The sequence below is a fragment of the Aquisalimonas sp. genome (assembly GCF_007120195.1).
Taxonomy (GTDB): Bacteria; Pseudomonadota; Gammaproteobacteria; order Nitrococcales; family Aquisalimonadaceae; genus Aquisalimonas.
Map to the genome: position 1 here is coordinate 1 of NZ_SKOG01000135.1, position 16,769 is coordinate 16,769.

At 62.2% G+C, this 16,769-nt stretch carries 16 protein-coding genes; 8 read left to right on the forward strand and 8 right to left on the reverse strand.

The features are described from left to right. On the reverse strand, positions 1-1,112 hold a 1,112-nt coding region (chrA, locus tag QZT63_RS09855; protein WP_290650774.1), incomplete at its 3' end, for a chromate efflux transporter. A 270-nt stretch (positions 1,113-1,382) separates the two neighbouring features. Between chrA and QZT63_RS09860 the strand changes: the two genes are divergently transcribed. Continuing rightward, positions 1,383-2,000, forward strand: coding sequence for an ATP-binding cassette domain-containing protein (locus QZT63_RS09860; RefSeq protein WP_290650776.1), 618 nt, complete (start codon positions 1,383-1,385; stop codon positions 1,998-2,000). Further along, positions 1,991-2,800: an iron export ABC transporter permease subunit FetB gene (fetB, locus tag QZT63_RS09865; RefSeq protein ID WP_290650778.1), complete on the forward strand. Its 810-nt coding sequence runs from the start codon at positions 1,991-1,993 to the stop codon at positions 2,798-2,800. The genes QZT63_RS09860 and fetB overlap by 10 nt, the downstream gene beginning before the upstream one ends. On the opposite strand, the gene QZT63_RS09870 is transcribed toward fetB, so the two are convergent. Then, on the reverse strand, positions 2,775-2,966 hold the full coding sequence (locus QZT63_RS09870) for a GDCCVxC domain-containing (seleno)protein (protein ID WP_290650803.1): 192 nt from the start codon (positions 2,964-2,966) through the stop codon (positions 2,775-2,777). The two genes, fetB and QZT63_RS09870, sit on opposite strands and share 26 nt — an antisense overlap. 287 nt (positions 2,967-3,253) lie before the next feature. Continuing rightward, positions 3,254-3,838: a histidine phosphatase family protein gene (locus tag QZT63_RS09875; RefSeq protein ID WP_290650780.1), complete on the reverse strand. Its 585-nt coding sequence runs from the start codon at positions 3,836-3,838 to the stop codon at positions 3,254-3,256. A gap of 577 nt (positions 3,839-4,415) precedes the next feature. Here QZT63_RS09875 and QZT63_RS09880 point away from each other — a divergent pair. Together QZT63_RS09880 and QZT63_RS09885 are read left to right on the forward strand one after the other, a co-directional pair. Continuing rightward, on the forward strand, positions 4,416-4,643 hold the full coding sequence (locus tag QZT63_RS09880) for a hypothetical protein (RefSeq protein ID WP_290650782.1): 228 nt from the start codon (positions 4,416-4,418) through the stop codon (positions 4,641-4,643). Positions 4,644-4,822: 179 nt separating this feature from the next. Beyond that, entirely contained in the window at positions 4,823-5,053 is a 231-nt protein-coding gene (locus QZT63_RS09885; RefSeq protein WP_290650784.1) for a hypothetical protein, read from the forward strand. A gap of 759 nt (positions 5,054-5,812) precedes the next feature. Here QZT63_RS09885 and QZT63_RS09890 read toward each other — a convergent pair. Then, a complete protein-coding gene (locus tag QZT63_RS09890; protein ID WP_290650786.1) occupies positions 5,813-5,941 on the reverse strand; it encodes a hypothetical protein in 129 nt (42 codons plus the stop codon). A gap of 380 nt (positions 5,942-6,321) precedes the next feature. Then, a complete protein-coding gene (locus QZT63_RS09895) occupies positions 6,322-6,912 on the reverse strand; it encodes a DNA-3-methyladenine glycosylase I (protein WP_290650788.1) in 591 nt (196 codons plus the stop codon). A 312-nt stretch (positions 6,913-7,224) separates the two neighbouring features. Here QZT63_RS09895 and QZT63_RS09900 point away from each other — a divergent pair, with 312 nt between their 5' ends. After that, positions 7,225-8,280 carry a fatty acid desaturase gene (locus QZT63_RS09900; protein ID WP_290650790.1) on the forward strand — a complete coding sequence of 352 codons (1,056 nt, stop codon included), beginning with the start codon at positions 7,225-7,227 and terminating at the stop codon, positions 8,278-8,280. Positions 8,281-8,342: 62 nt separating this feature from the next. Here the strand turns inward: QZT63_RS09900 and QZT63_RS09905 are convergent, their stop codons facing one another. Beyond that, positions 8,343-9,113 carry a glycosyltransferase gene (locus QZT63_RS09905; RefSeq protein ID WP_290650792.1) on the reverse strand — a complete coding sequence of 257 codons (771 nt, stop codon included), beginning with the start codon at positions 9,111-9,113 and terminating at the stop codon, positions 8,343-8,345. 26 nt (positions 9,114-9,139) lie between these two features. Here QZT63_RS09905 and QZT63_RS09910 point away from each other — a divergent pair, with 26 nt between their 5' ends. Beyond that, positions 9,140-9,667 (forward strand): CIA30 family protein, encoded by a 528-nt coding sequence (locus tag QZT63_RS09910; RefSeq protein WP_290650794.1) that lies wholly within the window; start codon positions 9,140-9,142, stop codon positions 9,665-9,667. A 357-nt stretch (positions 9,668-10,024) separates the two neighbouring features. Here the strand turns inward: QZT63_RS09910 and QZT63_RS09915 are convergent, their stop codons facing one another. Then, positions 10,025-10,939, reverse strand: a complete 915-nt coding sequence (locus tag QZT63_RS09915) for a hypothetical protein (RefSeq protein WP_290650796.1) — start codon at positions 10,937-10,939, stop codon at positions 10,025-10,027. Between the two features lie 667 nt (positions 10,940-11,606). Between QZT63_RS09915 and QZT63_RS09920 the strand changes: the two genes are divergently transcribed. Beyond that, positions 11,607-12,608 carry a lyase gene (locus QZT63_RS09920; protein WP_290650798.1) on the forward strand — a complete coding sequence of 334 codons (1,002 nt, stop codon included), beginning with the start codon at positions 11,607-11,609 and terminating at the stop codon, positions 12,606-12,608. A gap of 271 nt (positions 12,609-12,879) precedes the next feature. Here QZT63_RS09920 and QZT63_RS09925 read toward each other — a convergent pair whose 3' ends face one another. Then, on the reverse strand, positions 12,880-13,962 hold the full coding sequence (locus QZT63_RS09925) for an NAD(P)-dependent alcohol dehydrogenase (protein ID WP_290650800.1): 1,083 nt from the start codon (positions 13,960-13,962) through the stop codon (positions 12,880-12,882). Between the two features lie 812 nt (positions 13,963-14,774). On the opposite strand from QZT63_RS09925, the gene QZT63_RS09930 reads away from it, so the two are divergent. Then, complete coding sequence (locus QZT63_RS09930; RefSeq protein ID WP_290650801.1) at positions 14,775-16,571, forward strand: potassium/proton antiporter; 1,797 nt, start codon at positions 14,775-14,777, stop codon at positions 16,569-16,571. Positions 16,572-16,769: the final 198 nt, after the last annotated feature.

Consider the following 16,769-nt stretch of genomic DNA (forward strand, 5'->3'; position numbering starts at 1 on the left):
AGCCTCTCCACGTAAGGTGCGCCGAGGAAGATCCACAGGAAGCACGGCACAAAAGTTACCCACGTTGTCAGCAAACCGCCGAGGGTGGCCGCGAGTAGCGGTGACATGTCCACCGCCTCCCGGAACGCGCCCATGAAGCCGACGAACTGGGTGACCATGATGAGCGGCCCGGGCGTCGTCTCGGCCATACCCAGTCCGTCCAGCATCTCCCCGGGGGTCAGCCAGCCGAAGGTCTCCACGGCGGCCTGCGCAACCCACGCAAGCACGGCGTAGGCACCGCCGAACGTCACCACCGCCATGGCGCTGAAGAAGCCGGCAATCTGGGTGAAGACGTTGCCGGGTCCGAGGAACGCCAGCAGGGCCAGTGTTGGCGTTAGCCAGAGCGCGAGGCAGATGCCGGCCATGCGAAGGGGCTGCCCGTGCTCCGGATGAGCGTGGGCGGGCACACCCTCGCCCAGGGCGCTTTGCGCGTCGGTGACCTTGGAGCTCCCCGTTGATCCGTGACCGTTGCCGGGTTTGAACGCGCCGAGCCCGGAGCGGCTGCCCAGGTAGCCGATGAGTGCGGCCGTAAGGATGATCAGCGGGAACGCCACGCCGAAGACGAAAATCGCAATGAAGGACGCGGCGCTAAGCACGTACATCGCCGAATTGCGCAAGGCCCGGCCGGCAATTCGGACAACGGCCTGCAGCACGATGGCGAGCACGGCCGCCTTGAGTCCGAAGAACAGTGCCTCGACAAAACCGATATTGCCGTAGAGGGCATAAAGCCAACTCAACGCCATGATGGCGACGACACCGGGAAGGACGAAGAAGACGCCGGCGATCACCCCACCGACTGTGCGGTGCAGAAGCCATCCGACGTAGATGGCAAGCTGCTGGGCTTCCGGCCCGGGCAGCAGCATCGAGAAATTGAGGGCGTGCAGGAACCGCGCTTCGCCGATCCAGCGTTTCTCGTCCACGAGAATGCGGTGCATCACTGCGATCTGCCCGGCCGGGCCGCCGAAGCTGAGCAAGGCCACCCGTGCCCACGTCCATGCAGCTTCACGCAAACTGGGATAAGGCGGCGCCGTGGGGTGAGCGTTCCCTGCAGCCTCGACCCGATGATCTGTCACAGCATTGCTCCTGAGCCTGGAGAAGGTTGGCGGGCCTGTTGTTCGCAAACAGTAAACGCCGGCTGGCACCCGGTGAACGGTTGCCTGAAGACCTGCTGTTGCATGGACGAAACTCAGCGCCGAAACGGTCGGGCGACTCTACCCGCAGGCGCGCATAGCGTGCAAGGCAGCCGGGGCGCGGGCTCACCGTCACAGTTGGGGCGAGGCAGCGACGGCACCTCGTAACCGCCGCCTACGCTCCAGGGCAGCCTCTCTGGCATACTCCAGCGCATGCTCGACACCCCGGCCCGCCTGACGATTCGCGATCTGGACTGCGGCTGCCTCACCGGCGTGTCCCTGACCGTCGATCCGGGTGAGGTCGTCTGCCTTTCCGGGCCGTCAGGTGGCGGCAAGAGCCGCCTGTTGCGCGCCATCGCCGATCTCGACCCTCACTCCGGTGACGTGTGGTGGGGTGATGACCACCAAGGAGGCGTTTCGGCCCACCAATGGCGGCAGCAGGTCATGCTGTTGCCCGCGGAGGCCCCCTGGTGGTTTGAGCGGGTGGGCGCCCACTTTCCCGCGTGCCCGGAAGCGGCGGATCTTGCTGCCGTGGGTCTGCCGGCGGACGCCCTGGGCTGGCCGGTGACACGGCTGTCCTCCGGGGAGCGCCAGCGGGCCGCGCTGCTGAGGATGATGGCCCACAAGCCGCGGGCACTGCTGCTCGACGAACCGACTGCGAACCTCGATGCCGCCACCACCGAGCGCGTGGAGGCGTGGTTGCTTCGCCGGATCCGCGCCGAAAGGCTCACGGTGCTCTGGGTAGCGCACGACATGGCGCAAGTAAAGCGCATCGCCGGGCGTCACCTGCGCATCAACGGCAACAGTCTGGAGACCGTGGCGTGGACGTAATCGAGATCACCTGGTGGTCCCTGGCGGGCACCTCCCTGCTGGTGCTCGGCCTGGCCGTGTGCACCCACCTGGCGCGGATGGGGGTGTCGCGGGACCTACTGATCGCCGCGGTGCGCACGGTCATCCAGCTCGCTCTGATCGGCCTGGTACTGGAGACGCTCTTCGCCTTCGCCGCCCTGCAATGGGTGGTGCTCATGGGCGTGGCCATGGTGCTGATCGCCGGCCGTGAGGTGATGGCCCGCCAGAACCGGCGCCTTACAGGTGGCTGGGCGTTCGGTATCGGGACCGTGTCCATGTTCCTGTCATCGTTCACCGTGGCGGCATTCGCACTGACAGTAGTCATTGGCCCGGAGCCGTGGTACACGCCGCAGTACTCCATCCCTCTGCTCGGGATGATGCTCGGCAATACCATGACCGGTATCGCCCTCGGTCTCGACCGCCTCACCGATACGGCCTGGCAGCAGCGCCAGGTGATCGAAGGGCGGCTGATGCTCGGCCAGAGCTGGTCCACGGCGATCGGTGACATCCGTCGCGACGCCATGCGCACGGGCATGATTCCCACCATCAACGCCATGGCTGCAGCAGGGGTGGTCAGCCTCCCCGGCATGATGACCGGCCAGATCCTCGCCGGGACGCCGCCTGCCCTGGCGGTCAAGTATCAGATATTGGTGATGTTCCTGATTACCGTTGGCACCGGTTTCGGCACCGTGGCCTCGGTTCTGATCGGTGCGCGCCGCCTATTCGATGATCGCGAACGGCTGCGCCTGGACCGCCTCAGTCTCCCGCGCAAGGGCGCGTGACTGCTAGGTAGCGGGGGTTGCGTTTACAGGGAACGCTGCAGTCCCTAGGTTTCGGCCGGATCAACGTCCTACAGCCGGCACACTCATAGAGCCACCGACACGCGTCAGTTGGCATAACCTCGGTATTCTGCTGGCCACATGCCGCGCAGGTCACCGTGAACTCCAGAACTGGGCCTTCACTCTACTCGGGCTCTAGCAATGGCGGCCAAGTCTACGCCGTGTCCGCAATAGACATAGCAGGGTGAACGGTGGCAAACAATCAATGGGCGGTGTGCTATCCCTCCTCCAACTGCAAAGCGGACGCCGAGCGGATGGCAGGCCAATGACCACTCAGGGTCGTACCTTGACATTCGCGCTTTGGCCAGGCGGTCTGACCCACAACCAACAACGGCCTCCGCAGAAGCCGGGGCGCTCCACCTCCGGCGCCCCGGAGATGCATCTTCGGAGGCGCCGTTAATCGGTTTCGGGGGTGACTTTGGCGAGGACGCCTTTGCCCCGCTCCAGCGGCAGGCGGATGATCACCCCCTCGTTGGAGGCGGGGTAGACTCCAGTGAGGGCCGTGGTGTTGACTTGGTGGGAGACCAGGATGATGGGCTCGCCCTCGCCCATGGCGTTGACCTGTTGTATGGTCTCGCGCGTCTGTTCATCGCGGTCGCCCCGGCCTCCAAAGAAGGAGTTAAGCGGCGGGAATTCTTCCACCCCACCCAGGTCCATTTCCTCGGCGGTGTCCAGGCTGCGGCACCACTGGCTGGAGAACACCCGTGCCTTGTCGATGCCGTGCTCCCGCAGAAACGGCTTCCAGGCGCGCGCCTGCGCCCGGCCCTCGTCATTGAGGTTGCGCTGGGTCGAGCAGTCACTGATCTCGAATTCGGCAGGGTCGCCGGTGCCCGGTGCCAGGGCATGGCGCAGCACTAGCACCGCCATGCCCTCGCGCAGCAGCGCCAGCCCCTCTTCGTTCTCCCCGGCGAGCAGTGCCGGGGAAAGCAGGAGCGGCAGCACGGCCAGCAGTATCAGTGGTGCCTTGTGTTTGCGGTTCATGGTCGTAAGTGCCTCGAACTATGCCTACATCACCGGCGCAGCTCCACCACCGGCTTCTTTTGCGCCGCTGTGGCGAACGCCTCTGGTTTGCGGACATCACTCACGCACATCTCATCGTTATCACCTCGATTTTCGCCGTGTGCCCCGATCCGGGAGGCAACCTCATGAATCGGCTGACGTTTTGCCGAATGATTCCGCCGACGGTTGCAGTATCCGCAGATACCGGGAGCCACAGGCACGACCCAGTTACTGGCCTCGCCCACGCAATGCACCCCGGCCTCCCATCCACCGGGGACACCTGTCCCGTGATCCAGCCCGCTTCAGGCCTCAGCAAAAACGCCGCCATAGCCGCCGAGTCGTCAGCCTCACCGATACCGCTGCGGGCTCTCAGGACGAACAATGGTGCGGTCATTATTGTCTCTCAGAAAATAACCGTTACAATACTTATACAGCTGGCCGACGACGTCAAACACTCCTGAAATCATCCCTGGATGAATGAACGCACGCCCGATGCCCGCGGCGGACGGTGCGAGCGGGTGCCGTGGGTACCAAACGAGACGAGCATGGGAGAATAGAAATGGCGAAGTCCATTCATAGTGCCATCAAGAACCGAGAAGTCTGGCCTGACAAGGCTCTGTACCAGCTCCTCGCGCAGATCGACCAAGAATTCGAATGGCGCAGCAAAGCGTCGCAAACCGAAGACTCGAAGCCGAGAAAAGAGAGCGAAGATCTGCAGGCGCTAGAGCAGGCTCTGCTTGGGGAAGCCCGGCGCTACCTCAGGGAGAGGCATGTCATCCGCGGCTAATTCTCAGGCCCCTCGCCGCAGCGCACCCTTTGTCAGCCGGAGGTAACCCGAGGCTTCGTCACTGGATATTGGGGCGTCCAGCACGCGGTTGAATTAGGTCGAGTCGAAGCCGAGGAGAGAACCTGCGGCTCCTGGAATTTCGGAGCCAATGTGACTGAACAGCAAGCGGGACAGCGCTCATGTCATCACGCATTCGTAACCGCGATGTCTGGCTCGGGCTGCTGCTTGGCGTCCTGGGACTTGTTTATGTATGGATTATGTCTGCAAGCGGCCTGGCGGAGTTGCCCCACGTCCTGGCCGCGCTGACCGTCCTCATCCCGCTGGTCCTGTTTGGCGTTGTCCTGCGAAGTCCTTGGCCTGCGGCAGCGGCTCTCGTGATCGTGGTCGTCATCGACTTATCCTTGAACTGATCACTCATCCTGCAACCCATCGAGCCGGTGGGTCAGCGCTACCCCATTGATTTGTTGCCAGCAGGACAGCCTGTTGCGACGCACCATCAATAATCCTTGCCAAGCGTCCCGTGCTGATTAGAATGCGGGATCAAGTGATTAACCAAGCGGCCAAAAAAAACCCCCTCGGGCGAGGGGGCGTAAAGGGCGACTTGGGAGTCGCCTGGAGGAGAACCAGACCGGTCGAAAGAGCCGGTGAATACGTAGTCGCTGAACTGTTTGGCCTTTCTGTCGAGCGCGGCAGCTTCAGCGCTAGCGCTGCGATCAGAATGCGACGATGTGCACAAGGCGGGAGCCTCAAACTCCCTAGCTCTTGCCAGCCTCGCGTCCTTGTACAAATACTGTACCCACGAGTGCCCTTTCCGTCAATAGCTCCCGTTGGATTCTTCTCTAGCCTCCCGACCAGTGAGCAAAACACATCCGATGGCTATGCATCCACGCCCATGCTCCAGCGCTATTCATCGAACCGGCGCAGTTACGCACGGGACTGCACTACAGTAAGGGGTTGGCGCCCCCTGTAGTCGACGATGCGATCCCGGTTGGTGTGCTGCGTGGCGAAATAGATCGTTGCGAACCAAAAGTCCGCCGAGTCAATGAAGCCAGGCGTTCGGCACGATCGAGATTGTCGATCATGGGCCAGGTCGCTCTGCGACTGCTTATAGGTAAGCTGGCAGTAGCTTGTCGCCGACACTGTCCTGGAGTCGTCCGAATCGGCTCGCGTTATTCGTACACCAGCTCTGGCAGCACCAGCTCCCGGCGCTCAAATCGCAGCCCCTGGGCGTAATCCGGTTCGCTGTCCGCCCACTGGCGGACCTGGATGGCCCAGGTTCGCCCGACGGCAGGAGGCATGCCTTCCGGTGGGGCTGGTAGGCCAGCGCCAGGCGGCGCCCCACGGTGCGTCCCTCGGCATCCAGCAGCAGCCGCTTGCGGTGGCCCTGGTCCACGCTAACCGGGTCGCCCTCTGGGATGTGCTGCAGTCCTGCGTGCGCCCGGCTCAGGGGCGCGGGGACACGGTGTTGGTTTCCCGGCGGTCCGGCGATGGCCCCGGTTCTCGATCCCCTGCAATAGGTTGGACGGCGCGAACAGCAGGGCCAGCACCGTGGCGCTCGCTCAGGCGTCGGGTGTCGGCGTGTTGAAGACGAGCGGAAGCGCGGCCAGCAGAACCACGAATATCGCGGGGGCGTGGCTACTCAGGTAGAGCCCGGCCCAGGGTGCCGCGGCGGCGGTTTTCAGGGGGTGCTCAGTTCGGCGTGCCGCGGGCAGCTCACCAGATGATCATTGACCATGCCAATGGACTGCATGAAAGCATAACAGATCGTGGGGCCGGCGAAACGAAAACCGAGCCGGCGCAGGTCACGACTCATGGCTTCGGATTCCGCTGTGCTGGCAGGAACGTCCTGACAGCGGCGGAAGTGATTGATGCGTGGCATGCCGTCGACATAGCGCCAGAGCCAGCGTGATGGCGATGCTTCCTGTTCGCAAAGCGACAACCAGGCACGCGCGTTGCCGATGGCCGAGCGGATCTTCAGACGGTTACGGACAATGCCGGGATTGGACAGCAAGCGTTGCATGTCCCGGTCCGTAAAACGGGCCATACGTTCCGGATCGAAGCCGTCGAAGGCGCGCCGATAGGCCTCGCGTTTCTTCAGGATGGTGGCCCAGGACAAGCCCGCTTGGGCACCCTCAAGAATGAGCTTCTCGAACAGCCGCCGATCATCTCGCTGGGGGACGCCCCATTCCTCGTCGTGATACCGGACGTATTCGGCAAAGCCGAGACACCAGGGGCAGCGACTGTCGTTGGAAGGCGGTATTTCGGTCATGGGCTCAGCGGCAGCCTCAATAAAGTGTTTGTGTCCTCCGTCCCCCTCTCAGGGGGCGGCCCGCTGTCCAGGGCCGGGGGTCCATTTCTGAGCGCCACATTATGGCGCCCGATCACCCCATGTTTCATTCCGCACAGACGACATCCACTTTTCGACCCACCCTACAACTTTGGCAGATGGTCGATGGACCGCGTCTGGATATCCGAAACCGCCCTGGAATCGGGTCTGTCGTGAAGTCCAGCGATCCGCAAGGTCAGGCCGGGATTAACAGGCTGGCACTTGCATGTGCCGTAAAAGGCAGAGGTCCGCAGGATGAGTGTGCAAGCGTCGAACTTTGGTACTACGGACAACCCACGAGCGCTGCGACGCTCACTGAGCCACTACTGTGGGCCCAGGGTCGCGCGAAGTGTTGGGGAAATCCTGATTACGGCAATCCCGTTCGTGCTGCTGTGGGGGTTGACGTGGAGCGCCCTGAACGCAGGCTACTGGATTGGCCTGATCCTCGCCGTGCCGGCAGGAGCGTTTCTCGTGCGTTTGTTCATGATCCAGCATGATTGCAGCCACGGATCGTTTTTTCGTTCTCGGCGCGCCAACAACTGGATCGGGCGGGTCATCGGGGTACTGACCCTGACGCCTTATGACCACTGGCGTCACAGTCACGCTGTCCATCACGCCAGCTCTGGCAACCTAGACCGCCCGAATATCGGCGGTATCGATACGCTGACCGTGCGTGAGTATCAGGCCCTCCCGCGGATGCGCAGGCTGCGCTATCGCCTGTACCGTCACCCAATAATCCTGTTCGGTATCGGCCCGATGTACATCTTCCTGCTGGACCACCGCCTGCCCGTGGGTTTCATGCGGTCAGGGTGGATGCCCTGGGTGAGCACCCTGGGCACCAATGCAGCCATCGCCCTTGTCGTTGCCGGCATGATCTGGCTCGTTGGCCTAGGCCCCTTTCTGCTCGTGCAGCTACCCATTACCCTGGTCGCCTCCGTGATCGGCGTCTGGCTGTTCTACGTCCAGCACCAGTTTGAAGACACCTACTGGAAGCATCAGGATGAGTGGAGCTTCGATCAAGCAGCCATCAACGGCAGTTCACACTACGTATTGCCGGGCGTCCTGCGGTGGTTCAGCGCTAATATCGGCGTGCACCATGTCCACCACTTGTGTAGCCGCATTCCGTCATACCGGCTGCCCGAAGTGCTGCGGGATTACCCTGAACTTCGGAATGTTGGCCGCATCACGTTGCGGCAAAGCCTGGCGTCCATATCGCTTGCGCTGTGGGATGAGCACAAGCAGCGCCTGGTATCCTTCGCAGAGGCACGGGCTGATGCGATACACAGTAGTGGGGTCACGTCCTCAGTATGAAGCGGACAGCGGCTGACGAACCGCGCTGATCCTGGCCCGCGGTTGGGACGTCGCATCGCGGCTCACCGGCGTTCGGCGTGTTGTTTCGGACGCAGGTACCAGAACCACGTCAAGCGACGGAAGCGTCCCGCCCAGGGGAACAGCAGGAAGGTAACCAGCACCAGGGCGTGCTGCCACGGGGCGTACCACTGGGTTTTGCGCGCAGAACTCACCACAGGCGCGGTGACGAGCACACCGAAGTCCAGCCCATAGCGCCGCCCCTGTCGCCGAAGCGCGCGTGAGTAGCCGAGCTCTTCGCCCGCGTAGGCGCGCCCATCGAAACCTCCGACGGCGCGGTGCAGGTCCGCCCTTGCAAAGACAAAACTTCCTGCGGCCAGCTTGAGGCGGCGGGCCAGCGCGTTCCATACAACCACGCCCGCGGTGTAGAACCGAGGCACGGGCGCGTCGAACGCGATGGGAGCACCGCCACCGGCGTACCCATCGCTAAGCGCATCCGCGACCGCACTCAAATGTTCCCGTGTCACCCCCGTATCCGCGTCGAGGAAGAGCAACCAGGGCGCTCGCGCGGCGGCAGCACCGGCATTGCGAACAGCCGCGATCCGTCGCTCGGGCTCGTCGACGACCCGCACCCCGTGCGCCCGCGCGACGTCACGGGTAGCATCGGTCGAGGCGTTATTGACCACGATTACTTCCAGCGTAAGCCCGGCATCCCGGCCGGCGCCGGCGAGCGCATCCAGCGTCTTCGGGAGGAAGGCGGCTTCGTTCCAAGCCGGTATCATCACCGAAAGCTCCAGCGCGGAGTTTCGTTCGGTGTGCTCGCGTACCGTCACCATGCGGCAACATCATCTGGCCGGCAATCATGGGTTCTGATGCTGAAACGCTCCTGTTGGTTCGCTTCGGTCACCAGGACGGCCATGTCCCGTGGCAGTCGATCGGTGATCCGGTCATGGGCGGGCAGTCGTCCGGGACGCTAGAGCCAGTTGATGCCACCACCAGCGTCTTCCATGGGAAGGTCAGCCTTGCCAATGGCGGCGGATTCGCCTCCGTCAAAGCCGACATCCCGGTCGTCGACCTGAGCGCCTTTTACGGACTGCGGCTGCGTGTCTGCGGCGACGGCAAGGACTACAAGCTCGGGTTGCGCATGCACCAGGACCGCAATGCGCCGGTGTACCAACACGGCTTCACGACCGAAGCCGGGCTGTGGCAAACCATCGAGCTTCCCTTCCGGGGTTTCATCCCACGGCTACGCGGCCGAACACTCCCCAATGCCCCACCCCTGGATGCCTCGCACATCGCCTCAGTCAGCCTGTTCATCTCCGGCGGCCAGGAAGGACCTTTCGCCGTGTACCTCGCGGAGGCCGCGCGCGGGGCGTTGCGCCGAGTATAGAGCCGCATCGCAGACAATTAACTGGCAACAACGCCACTAGTGCCCTGTCCCGCAAATAACGTTACGATTGTCGCGGCCCTGACGGCCCCTGGCGGCGTTGCGCCTCCTCGCCGTAGTCCCCGCTACGCCTCGTCGGCGCGCCTTGCCAGGTACCGTCAGGATCCACGCCAATTTTCGCAACGTATTTACTGGACAGGACACTAGATCCGCATTTCCGGGAGTACGCCACGAACCCCGGGCCCGGGAACTCTTGCATAGACCGGCCACGGAGTCATCGCTGGCGAGCGAGTATCGGACATGGCAAAAGCGACCCAAGGCGGACAGTCACTCGCTCCAGACTGCTGTCCGCTATGGCCACTACTCCAGCAGTCCTTTTACCTCGTTCTCGCGGCCATGGGCTTCGCCGTCATGGATCATCACGGCATACATCATGTGATGGATGCGATCATGCATCAGCTCCGTGATCTTAATCAGGTCCCGCCAGGTGTCGTCGCTGCAGTCGGTCACCCAGTCTGCATACTCGCTCCACTGCGCTCCGGAGATGCGCGAGCCGAACTCCGGTGGGCGGCACGCCTCGTCATCCTTCGTTGCTCCGTAGAACGCCCACTGCGTCATCAAGTCACTGAGCATGTTGTCGAAGACGGTCATTTTCTGCATCGCCGCGTTCAGGCGCTCGCCCTCGAATTCGTAGTCCCACACCAGTGAACGGAAGGCGTTGCTGGACGCGTAGTCCATGTCGAGATCCCCGCGCTCAGGGATGGTGTCCGCCTGGTCGTGAGGTGCCCTGTTGCCAACGTAATCCGCCAGATTCACGTCCCGATCGCGGGTTTTCTGGTCATACAGTGCACTGGTGTACATGGCGTGGTGGACACGGTCATGCATGATCTCTGTCACCTGGACGAAATCCGCCCAGGCCGAGGTCTCGCCCGCATCCTCGAGATTTTTTCGGTAGTCCGTCCATTGCCCACCGGAGATCCGGTTCCCGAATTCCGGTACATGCTCCGAGCCCATATCCTCGGCGGCGTGCCGGGCATACTCGCTCATGAGCTCGTGCATATGGTTGTGGAATACGCCCAGGGTGCGCATGGAATGCCCCCAGATGTCGTCTTCGATAATGGCGTCCGAGACATAGTTGCGGAAATCGCCGCCACTAATCGAGTTCATGGTGAAGTCGTCGCGATGGGCCAAATCGTCGCCATTCTGGCCGAAGGCGGTGGTGGTGAACGCAAGGCTGAGAGCCATGACGACAAGTGTCGGCTTGAAGGATCGCATGTGCCTGCTCCGTCTGATTGTGGATGTGCTCTGTCCAAGCTACGACGGGTGGCCGTTCCTATGGTTGATCCGGATCAACATCATCGGTTCGTGTTCCCTCCGTCGGTGGTGGTGCGCCCGCACCTGTTCAAGGAGCGATCAGAGTCCCGCCTGTGGCCACGACGATCACGACCGCCGACGCCGGCAGCTTCCAGACACTGAGCATCAGAAAGCCCGTCAACGCCAGCGCGAACGCATGGGGGCCAAGGATGGCGCTCGTGAACACCGGGTTGAAAAGGAACCGGGCCTCATGCTAACGACTGGGACTGCTATGCAGGGCCAGCGCCCTGGATGCATGAGCGCGACGAGACGCGCATTGTCCACCTTCACCGAGATCGACTGCTGGCGCGGGAGTAAGGCCAAGGGCGACTGGCATTACCTGTTGGAGTGCATGGCGAAGTGCGACTCCAGACCTGATCAGACAGTCATACTCCGCGATTCCGGTGGCCGCCTATGATCGCAGATGAGGCGACCGGCGACGCGGCTGCAGGTTACCCGGGTCTGGGGGCTGCCCGTTTCAGGCATCTCCACGCCGGATGTCCGTCCCTGTTTCCACTGTTCTATCCTTAGCAAGAGAGACAATGAGCCCGATCGCCCTGCTGTGGGGCCTCAACAATGGAAACCGGCCATGCTGAAAGGACTTGCTCTGTCGACGTTTGCGGTCATCAGTCTGGGCGCGAGTGCCGCGTTTGCGGATGCCGACTCAAACTCCAGCGGTGTGCAACTGGAAATCCAGGAGTGGGATGTGCCTTACGACGGTACCCGTTCACGCGATCCCTGGGTGGGTGGCGACGATTCCGTCTGGTTCGTGGGCCAGGACACCCACTACGTCGGGCGTCTGACGCCGTCCACCGGGGAGTTCCACGAATACCCACTGGAAGAGGGCGCCGGACCGCATACGGTAATCAGCGATGAGCGTGGAGCTTGGTATGCCGGAAACCGGGCGGCGCACATCGGCCTGATCGATCCGGACAGCGGTGATATTCAGCGGTTCGTGCCGCCGGGCGACGGCTCCCGGGACGTCCACACCATGGCCTTCACCAGTGAGGGCAACATCTGGTTCACCGAGCAGCACGCCAACCGCATCGGTCTTTTCGATACAGAAAGCGAGACGTTCACCATGCACGAGGTGGCCACGAACCGCGCCCGCCCCTACGGTATCGTGGCTCACGACGGGCAGCCATGGGCCGTGCTTTTCGGCACAAATCGGCTGGCGACCGTGGAGTCGGGTGAACTGGTGGAGATCGAACTGCCCCGGGCGGACACCCGCCCGCGCCGCCTGGCCGTGTCGTCCGGGGGACTCGTGTGGTATGGCGATTACGCCACTGGATACATTGGCCGTTACGATCCGAACACCGGCGAGGTGGAAGAGTGGCGCGCACCCTCGGCGGGCGATTCCCGCCCGTACGCGGTTGCCATGGACAGCGAGGACCGCTTCTGGATCGTGGAGACCGGCGTTATGCCCAATCGGTTCGTCGCATTCGACACCCGCAGGGAGACCTGGACCGATGCCTTCGAGGTGCCCAGCGGCGGCGGCAACGTACGGCACATGGTGTACGACCCGGACAGCAACGCCATCTGGTTCGGTACGGACATGAACACTATCGGTCGCGCGCAGTTGCGCGAGTAGTGCGAAAATGATCACGGACTGCCGCGCAGGGTAAGCGATCCGGGAACGGCAACTAATTCATCCTCCTGTGGCAATAAAGGGACGAATGTTGAGTTACTCCTCTTCGGCGCACCGACAAGCAAAAGACAACGCATTTCGGTTACAGGACACTAGGGGAAGGTGACACTGGCCAATGCCTTCTCGGCCCTGGACCGCGGCTCCCCGGTGGATATTGGGGGAAGGTCGGCAACGGGTCAGACCAGATCACGGATGGGATTCGTGGAGCGCCCATTCACTGACCGGGTCTGACCGCCACCTTGAGGACACCGTCGCGCTGGTGGGAGAAAAGGTCATAGGCCTCGGCAATGTCATCCAACGCATAGTGATGAGTCACCATCGCACCGAGATCGACGCGTCCGGAATCGATCATCCGCATCAGGCGACGCATGCGCTCCTTGCCTCCCGGGCATAGTGAGGTAATGATCTTGTGATCACCGAGGCCTGCGGCGAAGGCGCCCAGCGGAATTTGCAGGTTCTCGGAGTAGACACCGAGGCTGGAGAGCGTGCCCCCGGGCTTGAGGACGCGCAGCGCCGCCTCGAACGTACTCTGCAGCCCCAGCGCTTCAATTGAGGCGTCCACACCGCGTCCGCCGGTGAGCCTGAGGACCTCTTCCACGACATCCACCTGGCGGAAATCCAGGGTGACATCGGCGCCAAGCTGTTTCGCCATGCGCAGCCGCTCATCGATGCCATCCACGGCAATGATCATTCCGGCACCACGCAAACGGGCACCGGCAGTAGCACAGAGTCCAATGGGACCCTGGGCGAAAACCGTTACCGAGTCGCCAATGCGGATACCGGCGGCTTCCGCCCCGGCGAACCCGGTCGACATGATGTCCGGACACATCAGAACCTGTTCGTCGCTCAGACCCTCGGGAACCGGCGCGAGATTGGCTTGCGCGTCCGGGACCACCAAATACTCAGCCTGGGCGCCGTCGATGGTATTGCCGAAGCGCCAGCCGCCCATCGGCTTGTAGCCATGTCCCGTGTGCCCTCCATCCTGGGCGGCACAGCCGTCCTGACAAGCATAGGAGGTGAAACTGGGGCAGATGGCGCCGGCAATCACCCGTTGGCCTTCCGAGTAGCCGGTGACGCTGGAGCCGAGCTTCTCGATCACGCCAACCGGCTCATGACCGACCGTGAGCCCCTTTTCCACCGGATACTCGCCCTTGAGAATATGCACGTCGGTGCCGCAGATGGTCGTGGTGGTCACCCGTATCAAGGCGTCGTTGGGTCCCACATTTGGAATCGGCTTGTCGTCAATCTCAATCAGACCGGGTTCGACAAATACAGCGGCCTTCATCATCTGTGCCATACGAATTACCCCCTCGCTGATTGAGTCATGAATCCAGCACACGCCTTCTCAGCATGGCACACCCTCTCCGCGCTTGCGCGATTTGCGAACTCCGCGCATAACCTCCGCTATTAACGCGAGTCACCGATCAGCAAGGCTAGAGAGAGGTCGGCGCGGCTCGAAAACACCTTTGTAATCAATGAACTCTACAGAATGGGTCTCGTTCGGCTTACGAAGAACGCGCAGAGTCGACTTCAGGCGCAGATCCACGCGCTGATGGAAGACGGCAGTCGTGCGAAGCGGACGTTCCGCTCAAGCCTTTGTAGCCCTGTCTGGCCGTTGCCTGAAAAGGCACCAAACCCCCGAGCTCGGACGATTGGCAACTGACGGTTGTCCGATTGACGCTTTTGTGCGGCAATACGGGCAAGCCGCGTTGAGACATCTTGATGATAAAGACTCCCTTTGCAAACGATGGAGACTACAGATGGTCGCCTGTCGCCTATCTGGTTCGCCTGGTGGTCGTCGCCGGGATTGTGGCTCTTGCTGTGTTGGGCCCCGGCGCAACCACCGCGAATGTTGATCCTCACGACTACCGCGGCCAGTCCGGGAATCTGGCCCAGGTCCTCATTCGCCCTGATCACCAACACTTCCGGCTCTTACACTTGCCCTTCTCGTCCACTCTCAGCGTTAATCTTTAACCCCGCGGGCGCCGCCCCTCGCCTCCTGAATCAATTCTGATAATGCCCCGCCGCCGCCAGCTTGGTCACACCGGTGGGCCGATGCAGGCAGGGATGGGCAGCAAAATGTGATCAGATAAACGGACCGGATAAGCGATGGAGTGGATGTACCTACTGATTCTCATTGGCGCGGGGCTCATCATTGTCTCCGTATTAACCAGCGTACTGGCGTTTCGCTTTGGAGCGCCCCTGTTGCTGGTTTTTCTCGGCATCGGGTTGCTTGCCGGGGAAGACGGGCTCGGCCTGGTGTTCGACGATGTCGACACCGCCTACTTCGTGGGCAGCCTTGCCCTCGCCGTGATCCTTTTCGATTCCGGCTTCGGCACGCGTACACAGACCCTGCGGCGAGCGGCTGCCCCCGCCATCGTGCTGGCCACCATCGGTGTTCTGTTGACCGCACTTTTGGTGGGGGTCGCGGCGCGGTTCCTGTTCGATCTTCCTTGGCGGCACGCCTTCCTGCTTGGGGCAATCATCAGTTCCACCGACGCCGCCGCCGTGTTTTTCCTACTGCGGACCGGGGGCGTCAAGATCTACAAACGGGCCCGCTCGTTACTGGAGGTGGAATCCGGGTCCAACGACCCGATGGCGATCTTCCTCACCATCTTCTTTATAGAACTGATCCTCTCCGGTACGGCCACAGACAGCTTAGCGCAGGCGTTTTTCATCGGTTTCGGCATGCAAATGGGGCTTGGCTTGGTGGCGGGCCTGATCGCAGGGTATGCGATTGTCGAGGTGGTCAACCGGGTTCAACTGGAAGAAGCGCTGTATCCGATCGCGGTCATGGCCGCTGCACTGTGTCTGTTCGCGATTACCGGTTATCTCGGCGGGAGCGGTTTTCTTGCCGTTTATGTCGCCGGGATTGTGGCAGGCAACCGGGACATGAAAGGGACGGCGAGCCTGCGCCGCTATCAGAACGGCATGACGTGGCTGGCTCAGATCGTCATGTTCCTGGTGCTGGGGCTGATTGCCACACCGTCCGAATTCATCCCGGTGGCGCTGCCAGCCATTGTGCTTGCGTTGTTCCTCATGTTCATCGGGCGCCCCATTGCCGTTTGGCTGTGTCTGCTGCCGTTTCGCTATGATCGACAGACCACCGCGTTCGCTTCGTGGGTCGGTCTGCGCGGTGCCGTTTCCATTCTTCTGGGCATTCTCCCCGCGGTCAGTGGTGTTGAAGGCGCCGACCTGTATCTGAACGTGGCGATCATCATGGTGCTTACCTCCCTACTCATCCAGGGCTGGACGATTCGGCCAACGGCGCGATGGCTGCATCTGATCGTGCCCCCGCAGCTTGGCCCCGTCGAACGAGTCGAACTCGAGTTACCCGGGAATCCCAAGCACGAACTGGTTGTGTATCGGGTGTTGGAGGAGAGTCCACTGCTCGGTGGCCAGACGCTGCCACGCTGGGCGCGCCCGTCGCTGGTCGTCCGCAACGGTCTCTCTTTGGATTACGAGCTCGCCGGCAATTTCGAACCAGGCGATTACGTCTACCTATTCGTGCTGCCTGAGTACGTTAATCTGCTGGACCAGTTATTTGCCAGACCGCAAGGCCCCAGCTCCGAAGACAAGGAATTCTTTGGTGAACTCAGACTCGATCCCGAGAGCACGCTAATGGAGCTGCACCGCTCCCATGACGTACCAGTCGACGGGCTCCCGCCCGACCAAACCCTTGCACAGTATATGGGCCAGGCACTCGGCGGACGCCCCGTAGTCGGTGATCGGGTTGCCATCGGGCCGATCGACCTGGTGGTGCGATCCGTTCATCGAGGCACGACCATTACGGGGATCGGTCTGGCCTGTCAACGCACCCGGCGCTCTGCTGTTCAGCAATCACCGGCGCCGGGACTGCCCCGGCGAATACGTCAGTGGTTCGGACGGGACTCTCGATCACAATGATGTAGCCTGACACAGCATGGGGTCATTAACGTACTGGGAAGGTCATGCCATGGAGTTCAAACTGATTCTTGTTTTCGTCGATGATGAAAGATCGGACCAGGCTCTTGACGCTGCCAGAGAAGCCGGCGCAACGGGCGCGACCATCATCAACAATGCCCGGGGGCAGGGCCTGAAGAAGCGTTTCGGCATCTTCGGCCT